Below are 17,771 nucleotides of genomic sequence, written 5' to 3' on the forward strand. Positions count from 1 at the left end.
ATGACCCGCATCGCCTTCGTCGGCCTTGGCAACATGGGCGGCGGCATGGCCGCCAACCAGGCCAAGGCGGGGCATGAGGTCCAGGCCTTCGACCTGTCGAAGGCCGCACTGGAGAAGGCGGTGGGCGCGGGCTGCGTCGCCGCCGGTTCCGCCGCCGAGGCGGTGAAGGCCGCCGACGCGGTCATCACCATGCTGCCGGCCGGCCAGCATGTGCGCAGCATCTATGCGGGCGAGATCATCCCCAACGCCAAGCCGGGCGCCCTGATGATCGACTGCTCGACGATCGACGTCGAGAGCGCCCGCGCCGTGGCCAAACAGGTCAGCGAGGCCGGGTTCCGGTTCGCCGACGCGCCTGTCTCCGGCGGCCAGGCCGGCGCCGAGGCCGGGACGCTGGCGTTCATGGTCGGTTGCGCCGAGGCGGATTTCCCGGCGGTGGAGGCGCTGATCGCGCCCATGTCGCGGATCACCATCCGGGCCGGCGATCACGGCGCGGGGCAGGCGGCCAAGATCTGCAACAACATGGTGCTGGGCGCCACGATGATCGCCACCTGCGAGGCCTTCGCGCTGGCGGAAAAGCTCGGCCTTGAGCCGGAGCGGTTTTTTGAGATCGCGTCGAAGTCCTCCGGCCAGAGTTGGAGCCTGACCAGCTACTGCCCCTGGCCGGGCCCGGTGCCGACGGCGCCCTCGAACCGCAACTATGAGGGCGGCTTCGCCACGGCGATGATGCTGAAGGACCTGAAGCTGGCGCAGGAAGCCGCCGCCAAGGCCGGCGCTGCGACGCCGCTCGGAGCCCAGGCGGAAGGCCTCTATGCGCTGTTCGATCGGCTTGGCGGCGGCGGCAAGGATTTCTCGGCGATCCTGGAGCTTTTCCGGGGCCATGCGCCGGCCTGAGACTCGACTTAGTGACATTCGTTCACCAAATCTCAGGTGTCCGTGACAAAAGGTGCGGTCCTAAGACGTGTCGGATTGTGGACAACACTGGCCAACGGCGCCAAAACGCCGGGGCGCATCAGAGGGAACCGGCCGCCCGCGCGACCTAGCGAACGTGGGACCCGGGGAAAAGACGTCGATGGATTACCGTTCCGCGTTCGAAACCGCCGTTGAGAAGGTCCGCTCGGAGGGCCGCTATCGGGTCTTCGCCGACCTGAAGCGCCATCGCGGGCAGTTTCCGCGCGCCACCTGGACCCGAGACGACGGTTCGGAAGCCGATGTCACCGTGTGGTGCTCCAACGACTATCTGGGCCAGGGGCAGAACCCGGTGGTCATCGAGGCGATGAAGGCCGCCATCGACGAGTGCGGTTCGGGAAGCGGCGGCACGCGCAACATCTCGGGCACGACGCACTATCACGTGCAGCTGGAGCGTGAGCTGGCCGACCTTCACCAAAAGGAAGCCGCCCTGCTGTTCACCTCGGGCTATGTCTCCAACGAGGCGTCGCTGTCGACCCTGCACAAGATCCTGCCCGGCCTGGTGATCTTCTCCGACGCGCTGAACCACAATTCGATGATCAGCGGCATCCGCGCCCACAAGGGCGAGAAGCACATCTTCCGCCACAACGACCTGGAACACCTCGAAGAGTTGCTGGCGGCGACCGATCCGGCGCTGCCCAAGCTGATCGCCTTCGAGAGCGTCTATTCGATGGACGGCGACATCTCCGACATCCCGGCGATCGTGGCCCTGGCCAAGCGCTACGGCGCCATGACCTACATCGACGAGGTCCATGCGGTGGGCATGTACGGCCCCCGCGGCGCCGGCGTCGCCGAGCGCGACGGGATGATGGGCGAGATCGACATCATCGAGGGCACGCTGGGCAAGGCGTTCGGCGTCATGGGCGGCTACATCGCCGCCGACGCGGTGATCTGCGATGCGATCCGCAGCTACGCCGACGGCTTCATCTTCACCACCTCGATCCCGCCGGCGCTGGCCGCTGGCGCGGTGGCCTCGATCCGCTACCTGAAGGCGCACGACGAGATCCGCGTGGCCCACCAGGAGCGCGCGGCGTCCCTGAAGGCGCGGCTGATCAAGGCCGGCCTGCCGGTGATGCCGTCGGTCTGCCACATCGTGCCCGTGCTGGTGGGCGATGCGGTCCACTGCAAGATGATCTCGGACATCCTGCTGGAAGAGCACGGGATTTACGTCCAGCCGATCAACTACCCGACCGTGCCGCGCGGCACCGAGCGCCTGCGCTTCACCCCGTCACCGGCCCACACCGACGAGATGATGGATCATCTGGTCGCGGCTCTGGAGACGCTGTGGGTCCACTGCAACATCCAGCGCGTCGGCGGCGTCGCCGCCTAAGCCGCCCACAGCGGCGACGAGCCCTTCATGAGCCGCAGCAGGTAGAGCACCCGGCCAAGGTCGGAGCCTGCTTTGTTGGTCTGGCCGTCCTTGGCGGTGAAGATCACCTCGTACCAGACATTTTCGGTCTTCGGGCTCTCGGAGAACTTCAGCACCTTGGTGCGGGCCAGGTAGTCGACGTCGGCGCGCAACGGCCCAGCGAACATTTCCACTTCCAGGGCGCCGAACAGGCCGACCGATGGCTGGGCGGCCTTGGCCAGCACCGCCTTGCGCGTCATGTGGGCCATATGGACGATCTGGGCGGGCGGCAGCACGGCTTCGTCGCGGTACTCGGCCAGGGGTTCGGTGATCCGCTCCAGATAGCTGGCCAGGCCGTCCGGCTCGATCCGGACGGGCAGGTCGTGGTGCTCCTCGCCGAGCTCCATGGCGGCCAGGATGCGCAAGGCGCCGGGCTCGGATGGCGTCTGGGCGGCCAGCCGCTTGGAGAGTTCAGACTGGTTGTCGTGGCCCAGGCCGGCCGTGCCCTCGCAGATCTGGGCGCCGGCCTCGTTGTGCATGGTGAGCCGGCAGCGTTCGTCGCCGGCCTCCACCGTGGCGCGGACCGGCTCGGAGTCCACCGTGGCTTGGGTGAAGTAGAGCGACATGGCGCTGCTTTCGAACCAGCGCGGACCGTAGATTTCGACCAAGCCCGGGACGAACTGGTCCATATGGATGGAGCCAGCGACCGTGCCGCCCTTGAAGCCCAGCTTCGAGGCGGTAGCGTCGTCGTGGATGGAGCCCTTGGCCTGGGCGGCGGAGTTGCAGGGCTTACGGAACTCTCCGTTCCAGACCCGTGCGGCGTCGGCTACGCTCATCGTGTCCTCCCATGGTCTTCAGGGAGGCTAGACCCCACGGCCGTCGCGCGGAAGCGCCCTCTAGTGGTCCTCGGTGCGGCAGGTCGCCGTCCAGCCGCCGGTGAAGGTCTGGATCTGCCGCACCGAAAGCTCGTTCAACTCGCCCAGGGTCTCGACGTTGAACAGCTCGCCGATCCGAGGGATCAGGGGCGAGCGCGACCAGATAACCACCTCTCCGGTCTCGGCGTAGTCCTGGTCGAAAATCTCATATCCCCAGGCGTCGAAGGCGTTCAGGTCGGGGCCGGGGCGATGCATCCTACTTGCGCCGCCGCACGCCCCGGCCCAGCCCAATCTGCTTGGCGAAATCTGAACGCCGCGCGGCGTAGGCCGGCGCCACCATCGGATAGTCCGAGGGCAGGCCCCAGCGCTTGCGGTACTCGTCCGGGCTGAGCGCGTAGCGCGAACGCAGATAGCGCTTGAGCATTTTCAGCTTCTTGCCGTCTTCGAGGCAGACGATGAAATCGTGTTGCACGCTTCGCCCGATCGGGACCGCGGGCTTCGGCCGCTCGGCGACCAGCGGGACCGCGTCGTGGGTCAGGCCTTCAAGCGCCTGATGCACCGTGCGGATGACCTCCGGCAGGGCGTCGGCGGGAATGGCGTTACGGCTGACAAAGGCCGAGACGATTCCCGTTCCGAGGCGAAGCAGGTCCTCGCCTGTCGGCCCTTCCGGGTCCGGTCCAAGGCTCATCTGATCCCCCTTTCCGACACAGCACCGCCCCTGGGCGCGGATCGACCCGGCGCCGCGGGTGAGCTCACAACGCAGGGCTGACAAGATTGTTCCCGCCTTCATCTCGCATCGGTGGAGGCCAGCGGGATTTGCGGGTAAAGAGCGCACTCCGCCGCCAGATTCCTATCAGCCGCCCGACTCTTCAGCCCGAAAGGCGCCGCCCTTGACGATCCACATGCAAGCCCAGTCTTCCCCCGATGGCTTCTTCCGCGATGGCGTGAAGGCGGGCGACCCCGACCTGGCGCGCATCCTGGACGCCGAGCTGAAGCGCCAGCAGGACCAGATCGAGCTGATCGCGTCGGAGAACATCGTCTCGCGCGCCGTGCTGGAAGCCCAAGGCAGCGCGCTGACCAACAAGTACGCCGAGGGCTATCCGGGCAAACGCTACTACGGCGGCTGTGAAGTGGTGGACGAGGCCGAGCTCCTGGCCATCGAGCGGGCCAAGCAGCTGTTCGGCTGCGAGTACGTCAACGTCCAGCCGCACTCCGGCAGCCAGGCGAACCAGGCGGTGTTCATGGCCACCATGACGCCAGGCGACACCTTCATGGGCATGAACCTGGACCACGGCGGCCACCTGACCCACGGCAAGAGCGTCAACCAGTCGGGCAAGTGGTTCAATCCGGTCGCTTATGGCGTGCGGATGCAGGACCACCTGATCGACTACGATCAGGCCTGGGAGGTCGCCCGCGCCAACAAGCCGAAGGTGATCATCGCCGGCGGCTCGGCCTATTCGCGGGCCATCGACTTCGAGCAGTTCCGCGCCATCGCCGATGAGGTCGACGCGCTCCTGATGGTCGATATCGCCCACTATGCGGGCCTCGTGGCCGGCGGGGTCTATCCTAACCCCTTCCCGCACGCCCATATTGTCACCACCACGACGCACAAGACCCTGCGCGGCCCGCGCGGCGGCATGATCATGACCAACTCCAAGAAGTGGAACCAGAAGATCAACTCGGCGGTGTTTCCCGGCCTGCAGGGCGGTCCACTGATGCATGTGATCGCTGCTAAGGCGGTGGCCTTTGGAGAAGCCCTGAAGCCGGAATTCAAGGTCTACGCCCGCAACGTCATCGAAAACGCCCGCGCACTGGCCGACAGCCTGCAGAGCGCCGGCTTCAAGATCGTCTCCAACGGCACCGACAGCCACCTGATGCTGGTCGACCTGACGCCGAAGGGAGTCAGCGGCGCCGACGCCGAGATCGCCCTGGAGCGCGCGGGGATCACCACCAACAAGAACTCGATCCCCGGCGATCCGCTGCCGGCCATGCAGACCTCGGGCCTGAGGGTCGGCTCGCCCGCCGGCACGACCCGCGGCTTCGGCCCGGCGGAGTTCCGCCGGGTCGGAACCTGGATTGGCGAGGTGCTGGACGGACTGAAGGCCGGCGGCGACAATTCGGCCGTCGAGCAGAAGGTCCGCGGCGAAGTTCTTCAGTTGACGCAGCGCTTCCCTATCTACAACGGATAGGGGTTAGCCGGCCGAAGGGGGCCAGATCATGCGCTGTCCGTTCTGCGGTCACCTCGAAAGCCAGGTGAAGGACTCGCGCCCGTCGGAAGACGGCGCGGCGATCCGGCGCCGTCGGCTCTGCCCGGAATGCGGCGGCCGCTTCACCACCTTCGAGCGCGTCCAGCTGCGCGAACTGACCATCCTGAAGCGGTCGGGCCGCCGCACGCCTTTCGAACGCGACAAGCTGGCCCGCTCTATCGCCGTCGCCATCCGCAAGCGGCCCATCGACCCGGACCGGGTAGAGAGGATGATCTCCTCCATCGTGCGTCAGCTGGAAAGCATGGGCGAAACCGAGCTGCCGTCCTCGGCGGTGGGCGAACTGGTGATGACCCAGCTGAAGGCGCTCGATGACGTGGCCTATGTCCGCTACGCCTCCGTCTATCGCGACTTCCGCGAGACCCAGGACTTCGCCAAGTTCCTTGGCGATGAAGGATTGGCCGAGGTGGCCGAAGACGAGGCCTAAGCGCCCGTGCCGGTCACTCTCAAGCTCGCCACCTCGCTCGATGGCCGCATTGCGACCGTGGCTGGGCTGAGCCGCTGGATCACCGGAGATGCGGCGCGCGAGGCCGTCCATGGGCTGCGCGCGCAGCACGATGCGGTGCTCGTGGGCGTGTCCACCGCCCTGGCCGATGATCCCGAGCTGACAGTGCGCCTGCCGGGCTACGAAGGACCGCAGCCGGCGCGCGTGGTGCTGGACAGCCGCCAGCGGCTGTCGCCGTCCAGCAAGCTGGTGAAGACGGCCCGAGATATTCCGACCTATGTCATCGCCACCACAGATCCCGATCCGGCCCTGATTGCGGCTGGGGTCAGAGTCATCACCGTGCATGCGGTCGGGGAGGATCGGCCGGAACTGAAGACCGTCGTCGAGGCCCTGGCCAGCGAAGGCCTGTCGCGACTCTTCGTCGAGGGCGGCGGCCAGGTGGCGGCGAGTTTCGTCCGCTGCGGCCTGGTGGATGCCCTGGAGTGGTTCCGGGCGCCGATCCTGATCGGCGGCGAGGGCCGGCCGGGCATAGGCGCCCTGGCAGTTGCGACGCTGGCCGAGGCGCCCCATTTCCGGCGGGTCGAGGTCCGCGAGGTCGGCGCCGACCTCTGGGAACGCTACGCGAGGGTCTGAATGTTCACCGGGATCGTCACCGACGTGGGCCGCGTGCGGGCCGTGCGCGACACCAACCGCGACCGCCGCTTCGAGATCGAGACGGCTTTCGACGTGGGCACGATCGATATCGGCGCCTCGATCAACCACGCCGGCTGCTGCCTCACGGTGGTAGAGAAGGGCCGGGACTGGTTCGCGGTGGAAGTCTCCGGCGAGACCCTGGGACTGACCACCCTCGATCAATGGGCGGAGGGCCGCCGCGTCAATCTCGAACGCGCCGCGCGCGTCGGCGACGAATTGGGCGGGCATATCGTCTCCGGCCATGTGGACGGCCTCGGTGAGGTCCTGTCCGTGCAGAGCGAGGGCGGCTCGCATCGCGTGCGAGTTCGCGCGCCCCGGCCGCTGCACCGCTTCATCGCGCCGAAGGGTTCGATTACCGTCGAGGGCGTGTCGCTGACCGTCAACGAGGTGGAGGACGACGTCTTCGGCGTGAACCTGATCCCGCATACGTGGGACGTGACGACCTTGGGCGAACTGAAGGCTGGCTCACGGGTGAACCTGGAGATCGACATGCTGGCGCGCTATCTCGCGCGCTTCCAAGAAACGGCCTAAGGCTGCGCCACACACGCTGAAGGGCCCCCGATGAGCGAAGACCAAGTCCGAATCCTGATCGTCGAGGCGCGGTTCTATTCCGATCTGGCCGACGAGCTGCTCAAGGGCGCGCAGGACGCACTGGAGTCGTTCGGCGCCGCCTATGACATCGTCACGGTGCCGGGCGCGCTGGAGATTCCGGCGGCGATCGCACTTGCGGAGGAGGGCGGCCGCTACGACGGCTATGTGGCGCTTGGCACGGTGATCCGCGGCGAAACCTATCATTTCGAGATTGTCGCCAACGAGTCCGCGCGCGGGTTGATGGACCTTTCGGTGAGCAAGCAGCTCTGCCTTGGCAACGGCATCCTGACGGTGGAGGACGAGGCTCAGGCCTGGGCGCGGGCTCGCGCCAGCGAGGGCGATAAGGGCGGCGGCGCGGCCCGCGCGGCGCTGACGATGATCTCGCTGCGCCAGCAGCTGCTGATTGGCCTCTAGATGACCGTCCCCCCGAAACAGGCCCGGTCCGTGGCCCGGCTGGCCGCGGTCCAGGCGCTCTACCAGATGGAAGTTTCCAGCGTCGGCGCGGAGGCGGTGATCCGCGAGTTCGCCGAGCACCGCTTTGACCGGGACGCGGAGGGCGGCGATGCGCCTCTTGCGGCCGCCGACGAAGCGTTCTTCGCCGATCTGGTGCGCGGTGTGGTCGAGCATCAGAAGGCCGTGGACGCCGCGGTGGCCAGGAAGCTGGCGGCCGGTTGGCGGCTCGACCGCCTGGACGCTACGGCCCGCGCGATCCTGCGGGCCGGGGCTTTTGAGCTGATCCATCGCGCTGATGTGCCCACCGAGGTGGTGATCGACGAATATGTCGAGCTGGCGAAGTCGTTCTTCGAGGGACCGGAGCCGGGGTTTGTGAACGGGGCGCTGGATGCGGTCGCCCAAGATGCCCGGCGCTAAGTCTCCGACCGGCGACGAATTCAGCGAGATCGCGCGGCTGTTCCGCCCACTCACTGGGGGCGCGCCGGGGGCCTTCGACCTCATGGACGATGCGGCGATCGTGCCGCAGCGGCCCGGCTTCGACCTGGTGATCACCAAGGACGCCATGGTCGAGGGCGTGCATTTTCAAGTCGGCGAGGCGCCGGACCTGATCGCGCGCAAGTTGCTGCGCGTGAACCTCTCCGACCTGGCGGCCAAGGCGGCCGAGCCGTTCGGTTGCTTCCTGGCCGTGGCCTGGCCGCCGACCTTCGGTCCCGCCGAGCGGGAAGCCTTCGCCAAGGGGCTGGGCAAGGACCTGGCGGCCTATGATGTGGCCCTGCTCGGCGGCGACACAGTCTCGACGCCGGGGCCATTCACCGCCAGCCTGACGGCCCTGGGCTGGGTTCCGGAAGGACGCATGGTGCGGCGCGCCGGGGCCAGTTATGGCGACGTCCTGGCGGTCAGCGGCACGATCGGCGACGGGGTCCTGGGGTTGGCCGCGGTGAAAGGTGAGATCGCGGACCCGGACGGCTGGCTCGCGGGCCGCCTGCGGCTGCCGGCGCCGCGGCTTGACCTGAGCGAGACGCTTTTGGAGCATGCGCGCGCCGCCGCCGACGTCTCCGACGGCCTGATCGCTGACGCCGGGCACATCGGCGAGGCGAGCGGGCTTGGTATCAGCCTCGATCTCGACGAGATGCCTTTGTCGCCATCCGCGGGGACCTGGCTCGACGCGCAGCCCGACCGCGCCGCCGCCTTGCTGCGCCTGGCCACGGGCGGCGACGACTATGAGGTGGTGGCCGCCTTTTCGGGCTCGCCGCCTGAGGGCTTCACCGCCATCGGCGAGGTGGTCGGCGCCGGCATGGAGGTACGCGTGGACGGCCGTCCGGTGAAGATCACAGAGCGCGGTTGGAGACACCTGTAAAAGGAACCTCCGCCGTGGCGGGGTATTGCGGTCCCGGGACAGCGCCGCCAGGGACCGATCATGACCGCCACCGTCAAGCTGTTGTCGCTCGCGACCGCCACGCCGCCGCACGATCTCGCCCAAGACGACGTGTTCGAGGTCGCCCACCAGATCTTCATCGACCGTTTTCCTGAGTTCGTGCGCATGGGCCCGGTGTTCGACCATGCCGGCGTACGCCACCGCCAGATCGCCAGGCCCGTCGAATGGTACCTGCAACCCCATGGTTGGGCGGACCGGGCAGCGGTCTATGACGAAGTCGCTCTCGACCTGTTCTGCCGGGCGGCGGAAGGGGCGTTGGCGGAGGCCGGTCTGACCGGTGCGGACATCGACGCCATCGTCACGGTCTCCACCACCGGCGTCTCGACGCCGAGCTTGGAGGCGAAGGCCATGACCCGCCTGGGTTTCCGGTCCGACGCGGCGCGGGCGCCTCTGTTCGGCGTCGGCTGCGCAGGCGGGGCGACTGGCCTGGCGCTGGCCTATCGCCTGGCCAAGGCCCAGCCCGGGGCCAAGGTTCTGCTGGTCTGCGTGGAGCTCTGTTCGCTCGCCTTCCACATGGAGGAGCTTTCCAAGACTGACATCATCTCCACGGCGATCTTCGGTGACGGCGCGGCGGCCTGCGTTTTGTCCAGCGAGGACGGCGCGCAGGGCTTCGCAACGGTTGCCGCCAGCGCGGAGCACACCTGGGCGGGTACTCTGGGCGTCATGGGCTGGCAGGTGCGCGACGCCGGCCTGGGCGTCCTCCTCGATCAGGCGCTGCCGCCCTTCGTCCGCCGTGAGATTCGGCCGGTGGTCGAGGCCATGCTGGCGCGCCAGGGTCTGCGCCTGGAGGACGTTGACCGCTTCATCTGCCATCCGGGCGGCATGAAGGTGATCGAGGCGCTGGAGGGTGCGCTGGGATTGGGGCAGGGCGCCCTGGACCACGAGCGCGAGGTGCTGGCCGACCATGGCAACATGTCTTCGCCCACCGTGCTGTTCATCCTCGACCGCGCTCGGCGCACTGGCTTGCCCAAGCGTTCGGTGCTCACCGCCATGGGACCGGGTTTCACCGCCAGCACGGTGACCCTCGAAGCCGCATGATCCTCTCGCTCGTCATCCTCGGTCTCGTCACGCTGCAGCGGCTGGGCGAACTTGTCGTCGCGCGCCGCAATACCGCGCGACTGCTGGCCGACGGCGGCGCCGAGCGCGGCGCCGAGCATTATCCGCTGATGGTGACCCTGCATGCCGCCTGGCTCATCGGGCTGTGGGTGCTGGCGTGGGACCGGCCGGTGAGCCCGGCCTGGCTCGGCGCCTATCTGGCGCTGGAGGTCCTACGCGTCTGGGTGCTGGCCTCGATCGGGCGGCGGTGGACGACCCGGATCATCGTGGTCCCGGGGGAAACCCTCGTGCGCAAGGGGCCATACCGGTTCCTGCCTCACCCCAACTACGCCGTGGTCGTAGGCGAGATCGCTGTGCTGCCGCTCGTCTTTGGCCTGGGCGTCTATGCCCTGGTGTTCTCCCTGCTCAACGCCTCTATGCTCTGGGTTCGTATCCGCGCGGAGAGCGCCGCGTTGAAGGACCCCGGACTGCCTGCAACCTGACGCAGCGCTTGCTTTGTAGGGCGCGTTGCGGCTTTTGGCGCGTCCGCCGCGTTTCGCGGGCGGCCCAAGGACCCCGAATGCCGTTTCCCACCACCCACCCCGCGCTGGAGCGCGCCCTCGAGAAGCAGGGCTATCAGGAGCCGACGCCGGTTCAGGCCGCGGTGCTCAGCGAGCCGGACAGCCGCGATCTGCTGGTCTCCGCCCAGACCGGGTCCGGCAAGACGGTCGCCTTCGGCTTGGCTCTGGCGCGCGGTCTTCTGGGCGAGGACCCGCGGTTCGGGCGCGCGGAAGCGCCGCTCGCCCTGGTGATCGCGCCGACGCGCGAGCTGGCCCTCCAGGTCAGCCGCGAGCTGGAATGGCTCTATGCCGACGCCGGCGCCAGGGTCGCCACCTGTGTCGGGGGCATGGATCCCCGCGCGGAGCGCCGAGCGCTGCAGGCCGGCGCCCACGTCGTCGTCGGCACGCCGGGACGCCTGCGCGACCACATCGAGCGCGGCGCGCTGGACCTGTCGGCGCTGAAGGTCGTGGTGCTCGACGAGGCCGACGAGATGCTCGACCTGGGCTTCCGCGAAGACCTGGAAGAGATTCTCGACTCCACACCAACCGAACGCCGGACGCTGCTGTTCTCGGCGACGATCGCCAAGGAGATCGCCACCCTGGCGCGTCGATATCAGCGCGACGCGGTGCGCATCGACACCCTTCGCCGCGACGAGGCCCACGGCGACATCGAATACCGCGCCGTCCGGGTGGCGCCGGGCGAGGTCGACCACGCTGTGGTCAACCTGCTGCGCTATTTCGAGAGCCCGGGCGCCCTGGTGTTCTGCAACACCCGCGAGCGCGTGCGGCATCTGCACAGCGCCTTGCGGGAACGGGGCTTCTCCGCCGTCGCGTTGTCCGGCGAGATGACCCAAAAGGAGCGTTCGGACGCTCTCCAGGCCCTGCGGGACGGCCACGCGCGCGCATGCGTCGCCACCGACGTCGCCGCCCGCGGCCTTGACCTGCCCGACCTGGGCCTGGTGATCCACGCCGAACTGCCGGTGAACAAGGCGGGGCTGCTCCACCGGAGCGGCCGCACCGGCCGGGCGGGCAAGAAGGGTGTCTCGGTCCTGGTGGTGCCCTACAATAAGCGCCGCTTCACCGAGCGCCTGCTGGACTCGGCGAGCATCGACGCCGGCTGGTCTGGCCCGCCCCTGGCCGACGAGATCCGCGCCAAGGATCAGCAGCGTCTACTCGACGATCCGATCCTGAAGACGCCGGCTTCGGAAGAAGAGCTGACGCTCGCGGGCCGCCTGTTAGCCGACATCTCGCCGGAGGCGGTGGCCGTGGCTCTGATCCGCTACCAGCGTCAGCGCCTGCCAGAGCCGGAGGACCTGTTCGACGACGTTCGTGAGACCGGCCAGATCATTCCCTCGGCCCGGCCGCAGCGCGGCGGGACGGCCTACGACCCGATGCAGGAGGGTCCCGGTGGACCGCGGCCTTCGCACCGCGCCGACAATGTCGGCGCGGAGTGGTTCCGGATGCCGATCGGGCGACAGAACAACGCCGACCCGAAATGGCTGATCCCGCTGATCTGCCGCCTGGGTCATGTCACCAAGAAGGACATCGGCCAGATCCGCATCTTCGACCGCGAGACGAAGTTCGAGATCGTCGCCGAAACGGAAGCGCGCTTCCGCCAGGCGGTGAAGGGTGCGGCCGAGGGCGATATCCGTATCGAACCCGCCGCGGCCCCGCCAGCCGCCGACCGTCCGCGGGGCCCCCGACCGGGGCCCCGTCCTGCTGGTCCGCCCCGTGGCGGCCCGCCGGCGAACGGCGGCAAGCCCTTCGCCGGAAAACATCGAGGACCCAAGCCGCAGGGACGCCGTCCGAACTAGGCCGGCCGCACGAGCGGCCCCGACGGGGTGAACTGCCCAGCGGCCAGGTCGAACCGCACCAGTGAGCGGCCGAAGTCCAGGGACACCGTGTCGAACTGGGCGAGGAGGTCCATTCCCAGGACGATGGCGGGCTTGTCCTTCAAGCCCCACAGGTCGAACACATGCATGTCGGCGTGGACCACCGGCACGTTGCCGAGCTGCAGTCCGCCAAGTCGCAAGAACGGCAGATAGAGCATTTCGCCGGAGAACGGCTCGCCGGCGAGGGTCTCCATCGTAACCCGCGGATAGCTGTCGCCGCCGCCGCTGCGCCGATTGTCGGCGGCCACCAGTTCGCGCAACGCGCTGTTGGCGATGGTCATCTGCGAGCCGGAGTCGATCATGGCGCTGATCGGCTTTCCGCCGAGGTCGGCGTCGACAATGGTGAGCTGGCCCATCCGGCGGCGGGCGGGCACCACCACCGACCCGTCCCTGGTCACGTCCCGGACCGAGCGGGCGATGGAAATTGACTTGTCCTTGAAGGCCAGCACCAGTCGCTGGCCGTCCAGCCAGTCGACGCCCAGCACGCCATCGATGCCGCTGGTCAGCGGCAGGGTCGCAGCGCGAACCGCCTTGCGGCTGCGTTGGCCCACCTGCAGGCGGTCGATGATCACGCCAGGTCGTTCGCGGACGCCCACGATGGTGTGCAGGCGCGCCGGCTCGGTTCCGGCGAGCATCAGCCGCTGAGCCAGGTCGCGCGAGATCACCGAAGTGTTGGCGCCGGTGTCCATCAGGAATTGAAACGGGCCCTGGCCGTTGATCGTAACGGGGGCGAGCATGTGCTCGTAGCCGTCATGGCCCGTGTCGACCCGGGTCGGCGGTTCGGTGGCGGTGTCGCTCGGAAGCTGGACGGACGAGATGGGTTGGGCGAAGGCGCGCGACAGCGGCGCTGCGGCGGCGGGAAGGGCGATCAGGCCTGCGGCGGCCTGGCGGCGGCTTAAGTGCATGGCGCGTCGCCTCCCGGCGTTTTCTTTTCAGGCTAGCACCCGCCTGACCCCAGGTCATGCTTCCTTCAACCTTGCGGAAACCGACGGGCGCGTAGTCTCCGCCCCATGTCCAAGCGCCTGGCCCTGCTGGCCCTATCTTTCCTGGTCCTCGCCGGCGCTGCTCACGCGGCGGAAAAGCCGAAGGAGGTGGGGCAGTATGTCGACCTGCAGCCGGTGGCGATGCCGATCGTCATCGACGGCCAACTGGTCAACTACGTGTTCGTCTATATCCGCGTGAACCTGCAGAGCGGCGCCGACGTCACCAAGATCCGCGACAAGGAGCCGGCGTTCCGCGACGCCCTGGTGCGCGACGGCCACCGCACGCCCTTCGTACTGGCCAACGACTGGTCGAAGATCGACGAGGCCAAGCTGGTCGCCGCCATGACCCGCGACGCCAGCGCCATCACCGGACCCGGGGTCGTGGCCTCGGTAAGCGTGACCTCTCAGACCCCGCAGAAGCGCGTAATGCCGCCCCGGCCAGCCGCTCCCGGGCATCCCTGACCGGCCTCTCCTCGGCGCAGGTTGCGCCGGGGGGCCAACTTTGGCACTTTCCCGCCTCTTATCAGGGGGCCGCCAAGGAAGCGCGCCTCGTATCTTGGGGAAACAGGGGCTGGGAGCGAGCCGGGGCCGCGTCGACGACGCGGTTGTCGATCCCCCTCCGCGCGATCGTAAAGGGGTGCGCACAACATGAGTTCGATTTTGATGCTGGTGATCGCGGCTGGTCTGCTGGCGGTGCTGTATGGCGCCGTGCAGACCGCCTCGCTGCTCCGGGCCTCGCCTGGCAACGCGAAGATGCAAGAGATCGCCGCCGCCATCCAGGAGGGTGCGCAGGCTTATCTGAACAAGCAGTACACGACGATCGCCATGGTGGGCGTCGTGATCCTGATCATCCTGTTCTTCCTGCTGGGCCCGCTGGAAGCCGTCGGCTTCCTGATCGGCGCGACGCTTTCGGGCGCCGCGGGTTTCGTGGGCATGCTGGTCTCGGTCAGGGCCAACGTCCGTACGGCCCAGGCGGCGTCGGAGAGCCTCGCCAAGGGGCTCTCGCTGGCGTTCCGCTCCGGGGCGATCACCGGCATGCTGGTGGCGGGCTTCGCCCTGGTCGGCGTCGCGGGCTACTACACCGTGCTCACCGGCCCGCTCGGCCATGAGAACACCAGCCGCGAAGTGGTCGACAGCCTGGTGGCGCTGGGCTTCGGCGCTTCGTTGATCTCCATCTTCGCCCGTCTGGGCGGCGGCATCTTCACCAAGGGCGCCGACGTGGGCGGCGACATGGTGGGCAAGGTCGAGGCTGGCATCCCGGAAGACGACCCCCGGAACGCCGCGACCATCGCCGACAACGTGGGCGACAACGTCGGCGACTGCGCCGGCATGGCCGCCGACCTGTTCGAGACCTATGCGGTGACCACGGTCGCCACCATGGTCCTGGCGGCGATCTTCTTCGCCGGCGCCGGAACCACGGTGGTCTCCAACATGATGCTCCTGCCGCTGGCCATCTGCGGCGTCTGCATCGTCACCTCGATCATCGGCACCTTCGCCGTGCGCCTCGGCAAATCCCAGAACATCATGGGCGCCCTCTACCAGGGCCTGATCGTCACCGGCGTGCTGTCGGTGGGCGCGATCTGGTGGGTGATGAACCAGCTCGTCACCGTCCCGATGACGGTGGGGACCAAGACCTTCGACGCCAACAGCCTGTTCGGCTGCGGCATTGCGGGTCTGGTGGTGACCGCCCTGATCGTGGTGATCACCGAATACTACACCGGCACGGGCTTCCGGCCGGTGAAGTCGGTGGCCAAGGCCTCGGTCTCCGGTCACGGCACCAACGTCATCCAGGGCCTGGCCATGTCGCTGGAATCCACCGCCATGCCGGCGCTGGTGATCATCGTCGGTATCATCGTCACCTATAACCTGGCGGGCCTGTTCGGCATCGCCATCGCCACCACCTCGATGCTGTCGCTGGCCGGCTTCATCGTGGCGCTGGACGCCTTCGGCCCGGTGACCGACAACGCCGGCGGCATCGCCGAGATGGCAGGCCTGCCTCCGGAAGTGCGCGTCACCACTGACGCCCTCGACGCGGTTGGCAACACCACCAAGGCGGTGACCAAGGGCTACGCGATCGGCTCCGCCGGCCTCGGCGCCCTGGTGCTGTTCGCGGCCTATACCGAGGACCTGAAGTTCTTTTCGGCCAATGCGACGCCAGGCAGCTTCTTCGACAACCTGGGCACGGTCGCCTTCGACCTCTCTAATCCCTACGTCGTGGTGGGCCTGCTGTTCGGCGGTCTGCTGCCGTTCCTGTTCGGCGGCATGTCGATGACCGCGGTGGGCCGGGCGGCGGAATCGGTTGTGGAGGAAGTCCGCCGACAGTTCCGCGAGAATCCGGGGATCATGACGGGCGAGGTGAAGCCGGAATACGGCCGGGCCGTCGCCATCCTGACCCAGGCGGCGATCAAGGAGATGATCGTCCCCTCGCTGCTGCCGGTGCTCAGCCCGATCGTGCTGTTCTTCGTGATCAAGGCAATCGCCGGCAAGGTCGACGCCTTCGCTTCCCTCGGGGCCATGCTGATGGGGGTGATCGTGACCGGTCTGTTCGTGGCCATCTCGATGACCTCGGGCGGCGGCGCGTGGGACAACGCCAAGAAGCTGATCGAAGAGGGTCACTACGGCGGCAAGGGTTCCGAAGCCCATAAGGCGGCCGTGACCGGCGACACCGTCGGCGACCCCTACAAGGACACCTCGGGTCCCGCCGTGAACCCGATGATCAAGATCACCAACATCGTGGCCCTGCTGCTGCTGGCGGTCCTGGCCCACGGCGTGATCCACTAGCCATCAGCCCCGGCTGAAAACAGAAGCGCCCCGGAGAGCGATCTCCGGGGCGCTTTTGATTCCAGGTTTCGCTGGATTGCCGCGTTCGCGGGGAAAGTTGCTTCGTGCTCAGTTCCGGCGGTCGCCGGGGCGCTGGCCTGGTGCGTTGTCGTCTTGGTTGGGCAGAAGGCCGCCGCGGCCGACGTTTCCGAGCACCTGTTCGAGGATGGTCAGCTCGCGTCCGCGGGTGGGTGTCTCGCGGCCGTTGAAGGCGATGACCTTGCCATCCTTGAGCGTGTAGCTGTTGACGCTCTCGACCAGCTCGGAGTCCTTGTTGAAGGTGATCGCTGTGACGTTGCGCGCGATCACTTCCGGCCGCTTGAAGGCCACCCGGGACTTGAGCTGGTTCATGTAGAACCAGGTGTTGGTGTCGAAGGCGCCGGTCGCGGAGGGCGAGCCCAGCCGGCCGCGCACGGTGGATTTGGTGTCCGTGCCGATCTTGACGTCCTTCGGATCGGACTCGATGGCCTGGAAGCCGGAATAGCTGGTCACCGGCGCGCAGGCCGACAGGCTGGCCGCGGCGGCGGGGATCAGAAGGCCCAAGGCGAGGGCTGCGAAGGCGGTTCGGGACGTCATCGGAAGCACTGGAACCTGTTCGTTGCGCCCATGGGCATTGGCTCTGGGGCTTTGACCTATCGTCGCTCGGCCCTTAGTTCAATGCGGCTTTATGTAATGGTTCAGGCGAAATCGAGGCGTCATGTTGCTGGATCGGCTGTTGCGACCCCGTCCGGCCCTGGGCTCCGGCCGCGCGCTCTATGCGCGGGCGGTGGAGCAGGCCCGTGCGCCGGGGCTCTACGCTGACCTCGGCGCGCCGGACACGGTGGAGGGTAGATTCGAGCTCTACAGCCTGCACGTGGTGCTGCTGCTGGACCGTCTGCGCGGCCATGGCGAGTTCGCGACCGATGTCAGCCAGGCGCTCTTCGACACCTATGTGAAGGGCCTCGACGCCGCGCTGCGCGAGATGGGCGTCGGCGACCTGGCCGTGGGGCGCAAGATGCGCAAGCTGGGCGAGGCCTTCTATGGCCGCGGCAAGTCGTATGAGGCCGCCTTCACCGCCCTGCCGGACACCGCGCCGCTGGAGGCCCTGCTGGGGCGTACGGTCTATGCGGACGCCGATACGGACCCCGTTCCGCGGCTCGCCGCCTATGTGCTTGGCCAGCGCGCGATGCTCGCCGATCAGGCGCTGGAGCCGCTGCTGGCGGGCGAGGTCGCGTGGCGGGCGCTGTGACCTACGACTGGACCCATGTCCTGCGGCTGCACGAGGTCGCGCGCGGCCCCATGATCGTGACCCTGGCGCCGGACGAGGCTCAGCGCGCGCGGATCGCCAGGGCGTTGGACCTGGTCAGCCTGCCATCGTTCACGGTGCATTTGACGCTGAAGTCCTGGATGGACGGGGTGGAGATCACGGGCC

The 17,771-nt window shown here is 68.0% G+C and carries 19 protein-coding genes and 2 pseudogenes; 16 read left to right on the top strand and 5 right to left on the bottom strand.

Going from position 1 to position 17,771, the window contains the following annotated elements:
• Together mmsB and hemA are read left to right on the top strand one after the other, a co-directional pair.
• Positions 1–891 carry a 3-hydroxyisobutyrate dehydrogenase gene (gene mmsB, locus E8A12_RS15220; RefSeq protein ID WP_293370292.1) on the top strand — a complete coding sequence of 297 codons (891 nt, stop codon included), beginning with the start codon at positions 1–3 and terminating at the stop codon, positions 889–891.
• Between the two features lie 178 nt (positions 892–1,069).
• Positions 1,070–2,296 carry a 5-aminolevulinate synthase gene (hemA, locus tag E8A12_RS15225; protein ID WP_293370294.1) on the top strand — a complete coding sequence of 409 codons (1,227 nt, stop codon included), beginning with the start codon at positions 1,070–1,072 and terminating at the stop codon, positions 2,294–2,296.
• Here the strand turns inward: hemA and E8A12_RS15230 are convergent.
• Genes E8A12_RS15230 through E8A12_RS15240 form a run of 3 tightly spaced genes read right to left on the bottom strand, consistent with a single transcriptional unit; the run spans position 2,293 to position 3,877 of the window.
• Positions 2,293–3,150, bottom strand: a complete 858-nt coding sequence (locus tag E8A12_RS15230) for a hypothetical protein (protein ID WP_293370296.1) — start codon at positions 3,148–3,150, stop codon at positions 2,293–2,295. The two genes, hemA and E8A12_RS15230, sit on opposite strands and share 4 nt — an antisense overlap.
• A 60-nt stretch (positions 3,151–3,210) precedes the next feature.
• Positions 3,211–3,444: a hypothetical protein gene (locus tag E8A12_RS15235; protein ID WP_293370298.1), complete on the bottom strand. Its 234-nt coding sequence runs from the start codon at positions 3,442–3,444 to the stop codon at positions 3,211–3,213.
• A 1-nt stretch (position 3,445) separates the two neighbouring features.
• Positions 3,446–3,877: a MucR family transcriptional regulator gene (locus E8A12_RS15240; RefSeq protein WP_293370300.1), complete on the bottom strand. Its 432-nt coding sequence runs from the start codon at positions 3,875–3,877 to the stop codon at positions 3,446–3,448.
• 208 nt (positions 3,878–4,085) lie between these two features.
• Between E8A12_RS15240 and glyA the strand changes: the two genes are divergently transcribed.
• The 10 genes and pseudogenes from glyA to E8A12_RS15290 all read left to right on the top strand — a co-directional run bounded on the left by glyA (position 4,086) and on the right by E8A12_RS15290 (position 12,479).
• Positions 4,086–5,378: a serine hydroxymethyltransferase gene (gene glyA, locus E8A12_RS15245; protein ID WP_293370324.1), complete on the top strand. Its 1,293-nt coding sequence runs from the start codon at positions 4,086–4,088 to the stop codon at positions 5,376–5,378.
• A 28-nt stretch (positions 5,379–5,406) separates the two neighbouring features.
• Positions 5,407–5,880, top strand: a complete 474-nt coding sequence (nrdR, locus tag E8A12_RS15250; protein WP_293370302.1) for a transcriptional regulator NrdR — start codon at positions 5,407–5,409, stop codon at positions 5,878–5,880.
• 6 nt (positions 5,881–5,886) lie between these two features.
• On the top strand, positions 5,887–6,531 hold the full coding sequence (locus E8A12_RS15255; RefSeq protein ID WP_293370304.1) for a RibD family protein: 645 nt from the start codon (positions 5,887–5,889) through the stop codon (positions 6,529–6,531).
• On the top strand, positions 6,532–7,122 hold the full coding sequence (locus tag E8A12_RS15260; RefSeq protein WP_293370306.1) for a riboflavin synthase: 591 nt from the start codon (positions 6,532–6,534) through the stop codon (positions 7,120–7,122).
• A 27-nt stretch (positions 7,123–7,149) separates the two neighbouring features.
• Positions 7,150–7,596, top strand: a pseudogene (locus E8A12_RS15265) (6,7-dimethyl-8-ribityllumazine synthase); the annotation flags it as partial.
• Complete coding sequence (nusB, locus tag E8A12_RS15270; protein ID WP_293370308.1) at positions 7,597–8,052, top strand: transcription antitermination factor NusB; 456 nt, start codon at positions 7,597–7,599, stop codon at positions 8,050–8,052.
• A complete protein-coding gene (thiL, locus tag E8A12_RS15275; protein WP_363212245.1) occupies positions 8,024–8,992 on the top strand; it encodes a thiamine-phosphate kinase in 969 nt (322 codons plus the stop codon). Before nusB ends, thiL begins: the two co-directional genes overlap by 29 nt.
• Positions 8,993–9,052: 60 nt before the next feature.
• Positions 9,053–10,108 (top strand): 3-oxoacyl-[acyl-carrier-protein] synthase III C-terminal domain-containing protein, encoded by a 1,056-nt coding sequence (locus E8A12_RS15280; RefSeq protein ID WP_293370310.1) that lies wholly within the window; start codon positions 9,053–9,055, stop codon positions 10,106–10,108.
• Positions 10,105–10,608, top strand: a complete 504-nt coding sequence (locus E8A12_RS15285; protein ID WP_293370312.1) for an isoprenylcysteine carboxylmethyltransferase family protein — start codon at positions 10,105–10,107, stop codon at positions 10,606–10,608. Before E8A12_RS15280 ends, E8A12_RS15285 begins: the two co-directional genes overlap by 4 nt.
• Before the next feature lie 77 nt (positions 10,609–10,685).
• Complete coding sequence (locus E8A12_RS15290) at positions 10,686–12,479, top strand: DEAD/DEAH box helicase (protein WP_363212248.1); 1,794 nt, start codon at positions 10,686–10,688, stop codon at positions 12,477–12,479.
• Here E8A12_RS15290 and E8A12_RS15295 read toward each other — a convergent pair.
• The gene (locus E8A12_RS15295) at positions 12,476–13,462 is read right to left on the bottom strand and encodes a retroviral-like aspartic protease family protein (protein ID WP_293370314.1); all 987 of its coding nucleotides are present in this window, start codon (positions 13,460–13,462) and stop codon (positions 12,476–12,478) included. The two genes, E8A12_RS15290 and E8A12_RS15295, sit on opposite strands and share 4 nt — an antisense overlap.
• Before the next feature lie 105 nt (positions 13,463–13,567).
• On the opposite strand from E8A12_RS15295, the gene E8A12_RS15300 reads away from it, so the two are divergent.
• Both E8A12_RS15300 and E8A12_RS15305 read left to right on the top strand, forming a co-directional pair.
• On the top strand, positions 13,568–14,002 hold the full coding sequence (locus tag E8A12_RS15300) for a hypothetical protein (protein WP_293370316.1): 435 nt from the start codon (positions 13,568–13,570) through the stop codon (positions 14,000–14,002).
• 186 nt (positions 14,003–14,188) lie between these two features.
• Complete coding sequence (locus E8A12_RS15305; protein ID WP_293370318.1) at positions 14,189–16,321, top strand: sodium-translocating pyrophosphatase; 2,133 nt, start codon at positions 14,189–14,191, stop codon at positions 16,319–16,321.
• A gap of 108 nt (positions 16,322–16,429) precedes the next feature.
• Here the strand turns inward: E8A12_RS15305 and bamE are convergent, their stop codons facing one another.
• A complete protein-coding gene (gene bamE / locus E8A12_RS15310) occupies positions 16,430–16,936 on the bottom strand; it encodes an outer membrane protein assembly factor BamE (RefSeq protein ID WP_293370320.1) in 507 nt (168 codons plus the stop codon).
• Positions 16,937–17,075: 139 nt separating this feature from the next.
• Here bamE and E8A12_RS15315 point away from each other — a divergent pair, with 139 nt between their 5' ends.
• On the top strand, positions 17,076–17,588 hold the full coding sequence (locus tag E8A12_RS15315) for a ubiquinol-cytochrome C chaperone family protein (protein ID WP_363212251.1): 513 nt from the start codon (positions 17,076–17,078) through the stop codon (positions 17,586–17,588).
• Positions 17,573–17,771 (top strand): annotated as a pseudogene (locus E8A12_RS15320) (DUF177 domain-containing protein); the annotation flags it as partial. The gene E8A12_RS15315 and the pseudogene E8A12_RS15320, both read left to right, overlap by 16 nt.

The sequence above is a fragment of the Phenylobacterium sp. genome (assembly GCF_004799395.1).
Lineage (GTDB): Bacteria > Pseudomonadota > Alphaproteobacteria > Caulobacterales > Caulobacteraceae > Phenylobacterium.

Bases quoted from the DNA above. Each gene is read 5' to 3' on its own strand.
- mmsB (WP_293370292.1), top strand. From the start codon at position 1: ATGACCCGCATCGCCTTCGTCGGCCTTGGCAACATGGGCGGCGGCATG.
- hemA (WP_293370294.1), top strand. From the start codon at position 1,070: ATGGATTACCGTTCCGCGTTCGAAACCGCCGTTGAGAAGGTCCGCTCG.
- E8A12_RS15230 (WP_293370296.1), bottom strand. From the start codon at position 3,150: ATGAGCGTAGCCGACGCCGCACGGGTCTGGAACGGAGAGTTCCGTAAG.
- E8A12_RS15235 (WP_293370298.1), bottom strand. From the start codon at position 3,444: ATGCATCGCCCCGGCCCCGACCTGAACGCCTTCGACGCCTGGGGATAT.
- E8A12_RS15240 (WP_293370300.1), bottom strand. From the start codon at position 3,877: ATGAGCCTTGGACCGGACCCGGAAGGGCCGACAGGCGAGGACCTGCTT.
- nrdR (WP_293370302.1), top strand. From the start codon at position 5,407: ATGCGCTGTCCGTTCTGCGGTCACCTCGAAAGCCAGGTGAAGGACTCG.
- E8A12_RS15260 (WP_293370306.1), top strand. From the start codon at position 6,532: ATGTTCACCGGGATCGTCACCGACGTGGGCCGCGTGCGGGCCGTGCGC.
- nusB (WP_293370308.1), top strand. From the start codon at position 7,597: ATGACCGTCCCCCCGAAACAGGCCCGGTCCGTGGCCCGGCTGGCCGCG.
- thiL (WP_363212245.1), top strand. From the start codon at position 8,024: ATGCGGTCGCCCAAGATGCCCGGCGCTAAGTCTCCGACCGGCGACGAA.
- E8A12_RS15280 (WP_293370310.1), top strand. From the start codon at position 9,053: ATGACCGCCACCGTCAAGCTGTTGTCGCTCGCGACCGCCACGCCGCCG.
- E8A12_RS15285 (WP_293370312.1), top strand. From the start codon at position 10,105: ATGATCCTCTCGCTCGTCATCCTCGGTCTCGTCACGCTGCAGCGGCTG.
- E8A12_RS15290 (WP_363212248.1), top strand. From the start codon at position 10,686: ATGCCGTTTCCCACCACCCACCCCGCGCTGGAGCGCGCCCTCGAGAAG.
- E8A12_RS15295 (WP_293370314.1), bottom strand. From the start codon at position 13,462: ATGCACTTAAGCCGCCGCCAGGCCGCCGCAGGCCTGATCGCCCTTCCC.
- E8A12_RS15300 (WP_293370316.1), top strand. From the start codon at position 13,568: ATGTCCAAGCGCCTGGCCCTGCTGGCCCTATCTTTCCTGGTCCTCGCC.
- E8A12_RS15305 (WP_293370318.1), top strand. From the start codon at position 14,189: ATGAGTTCGATTTTGATGCTGGTGATCGCGGCTGGTCTGCTGGCGGTG.
- bamE (WP_293370320.1), bottom strand. From the start codon at position 16,936: ATGACGTCCCGAACCGCCTTCGCAGCCCTCGCCTTGGGCCTTCTGATC.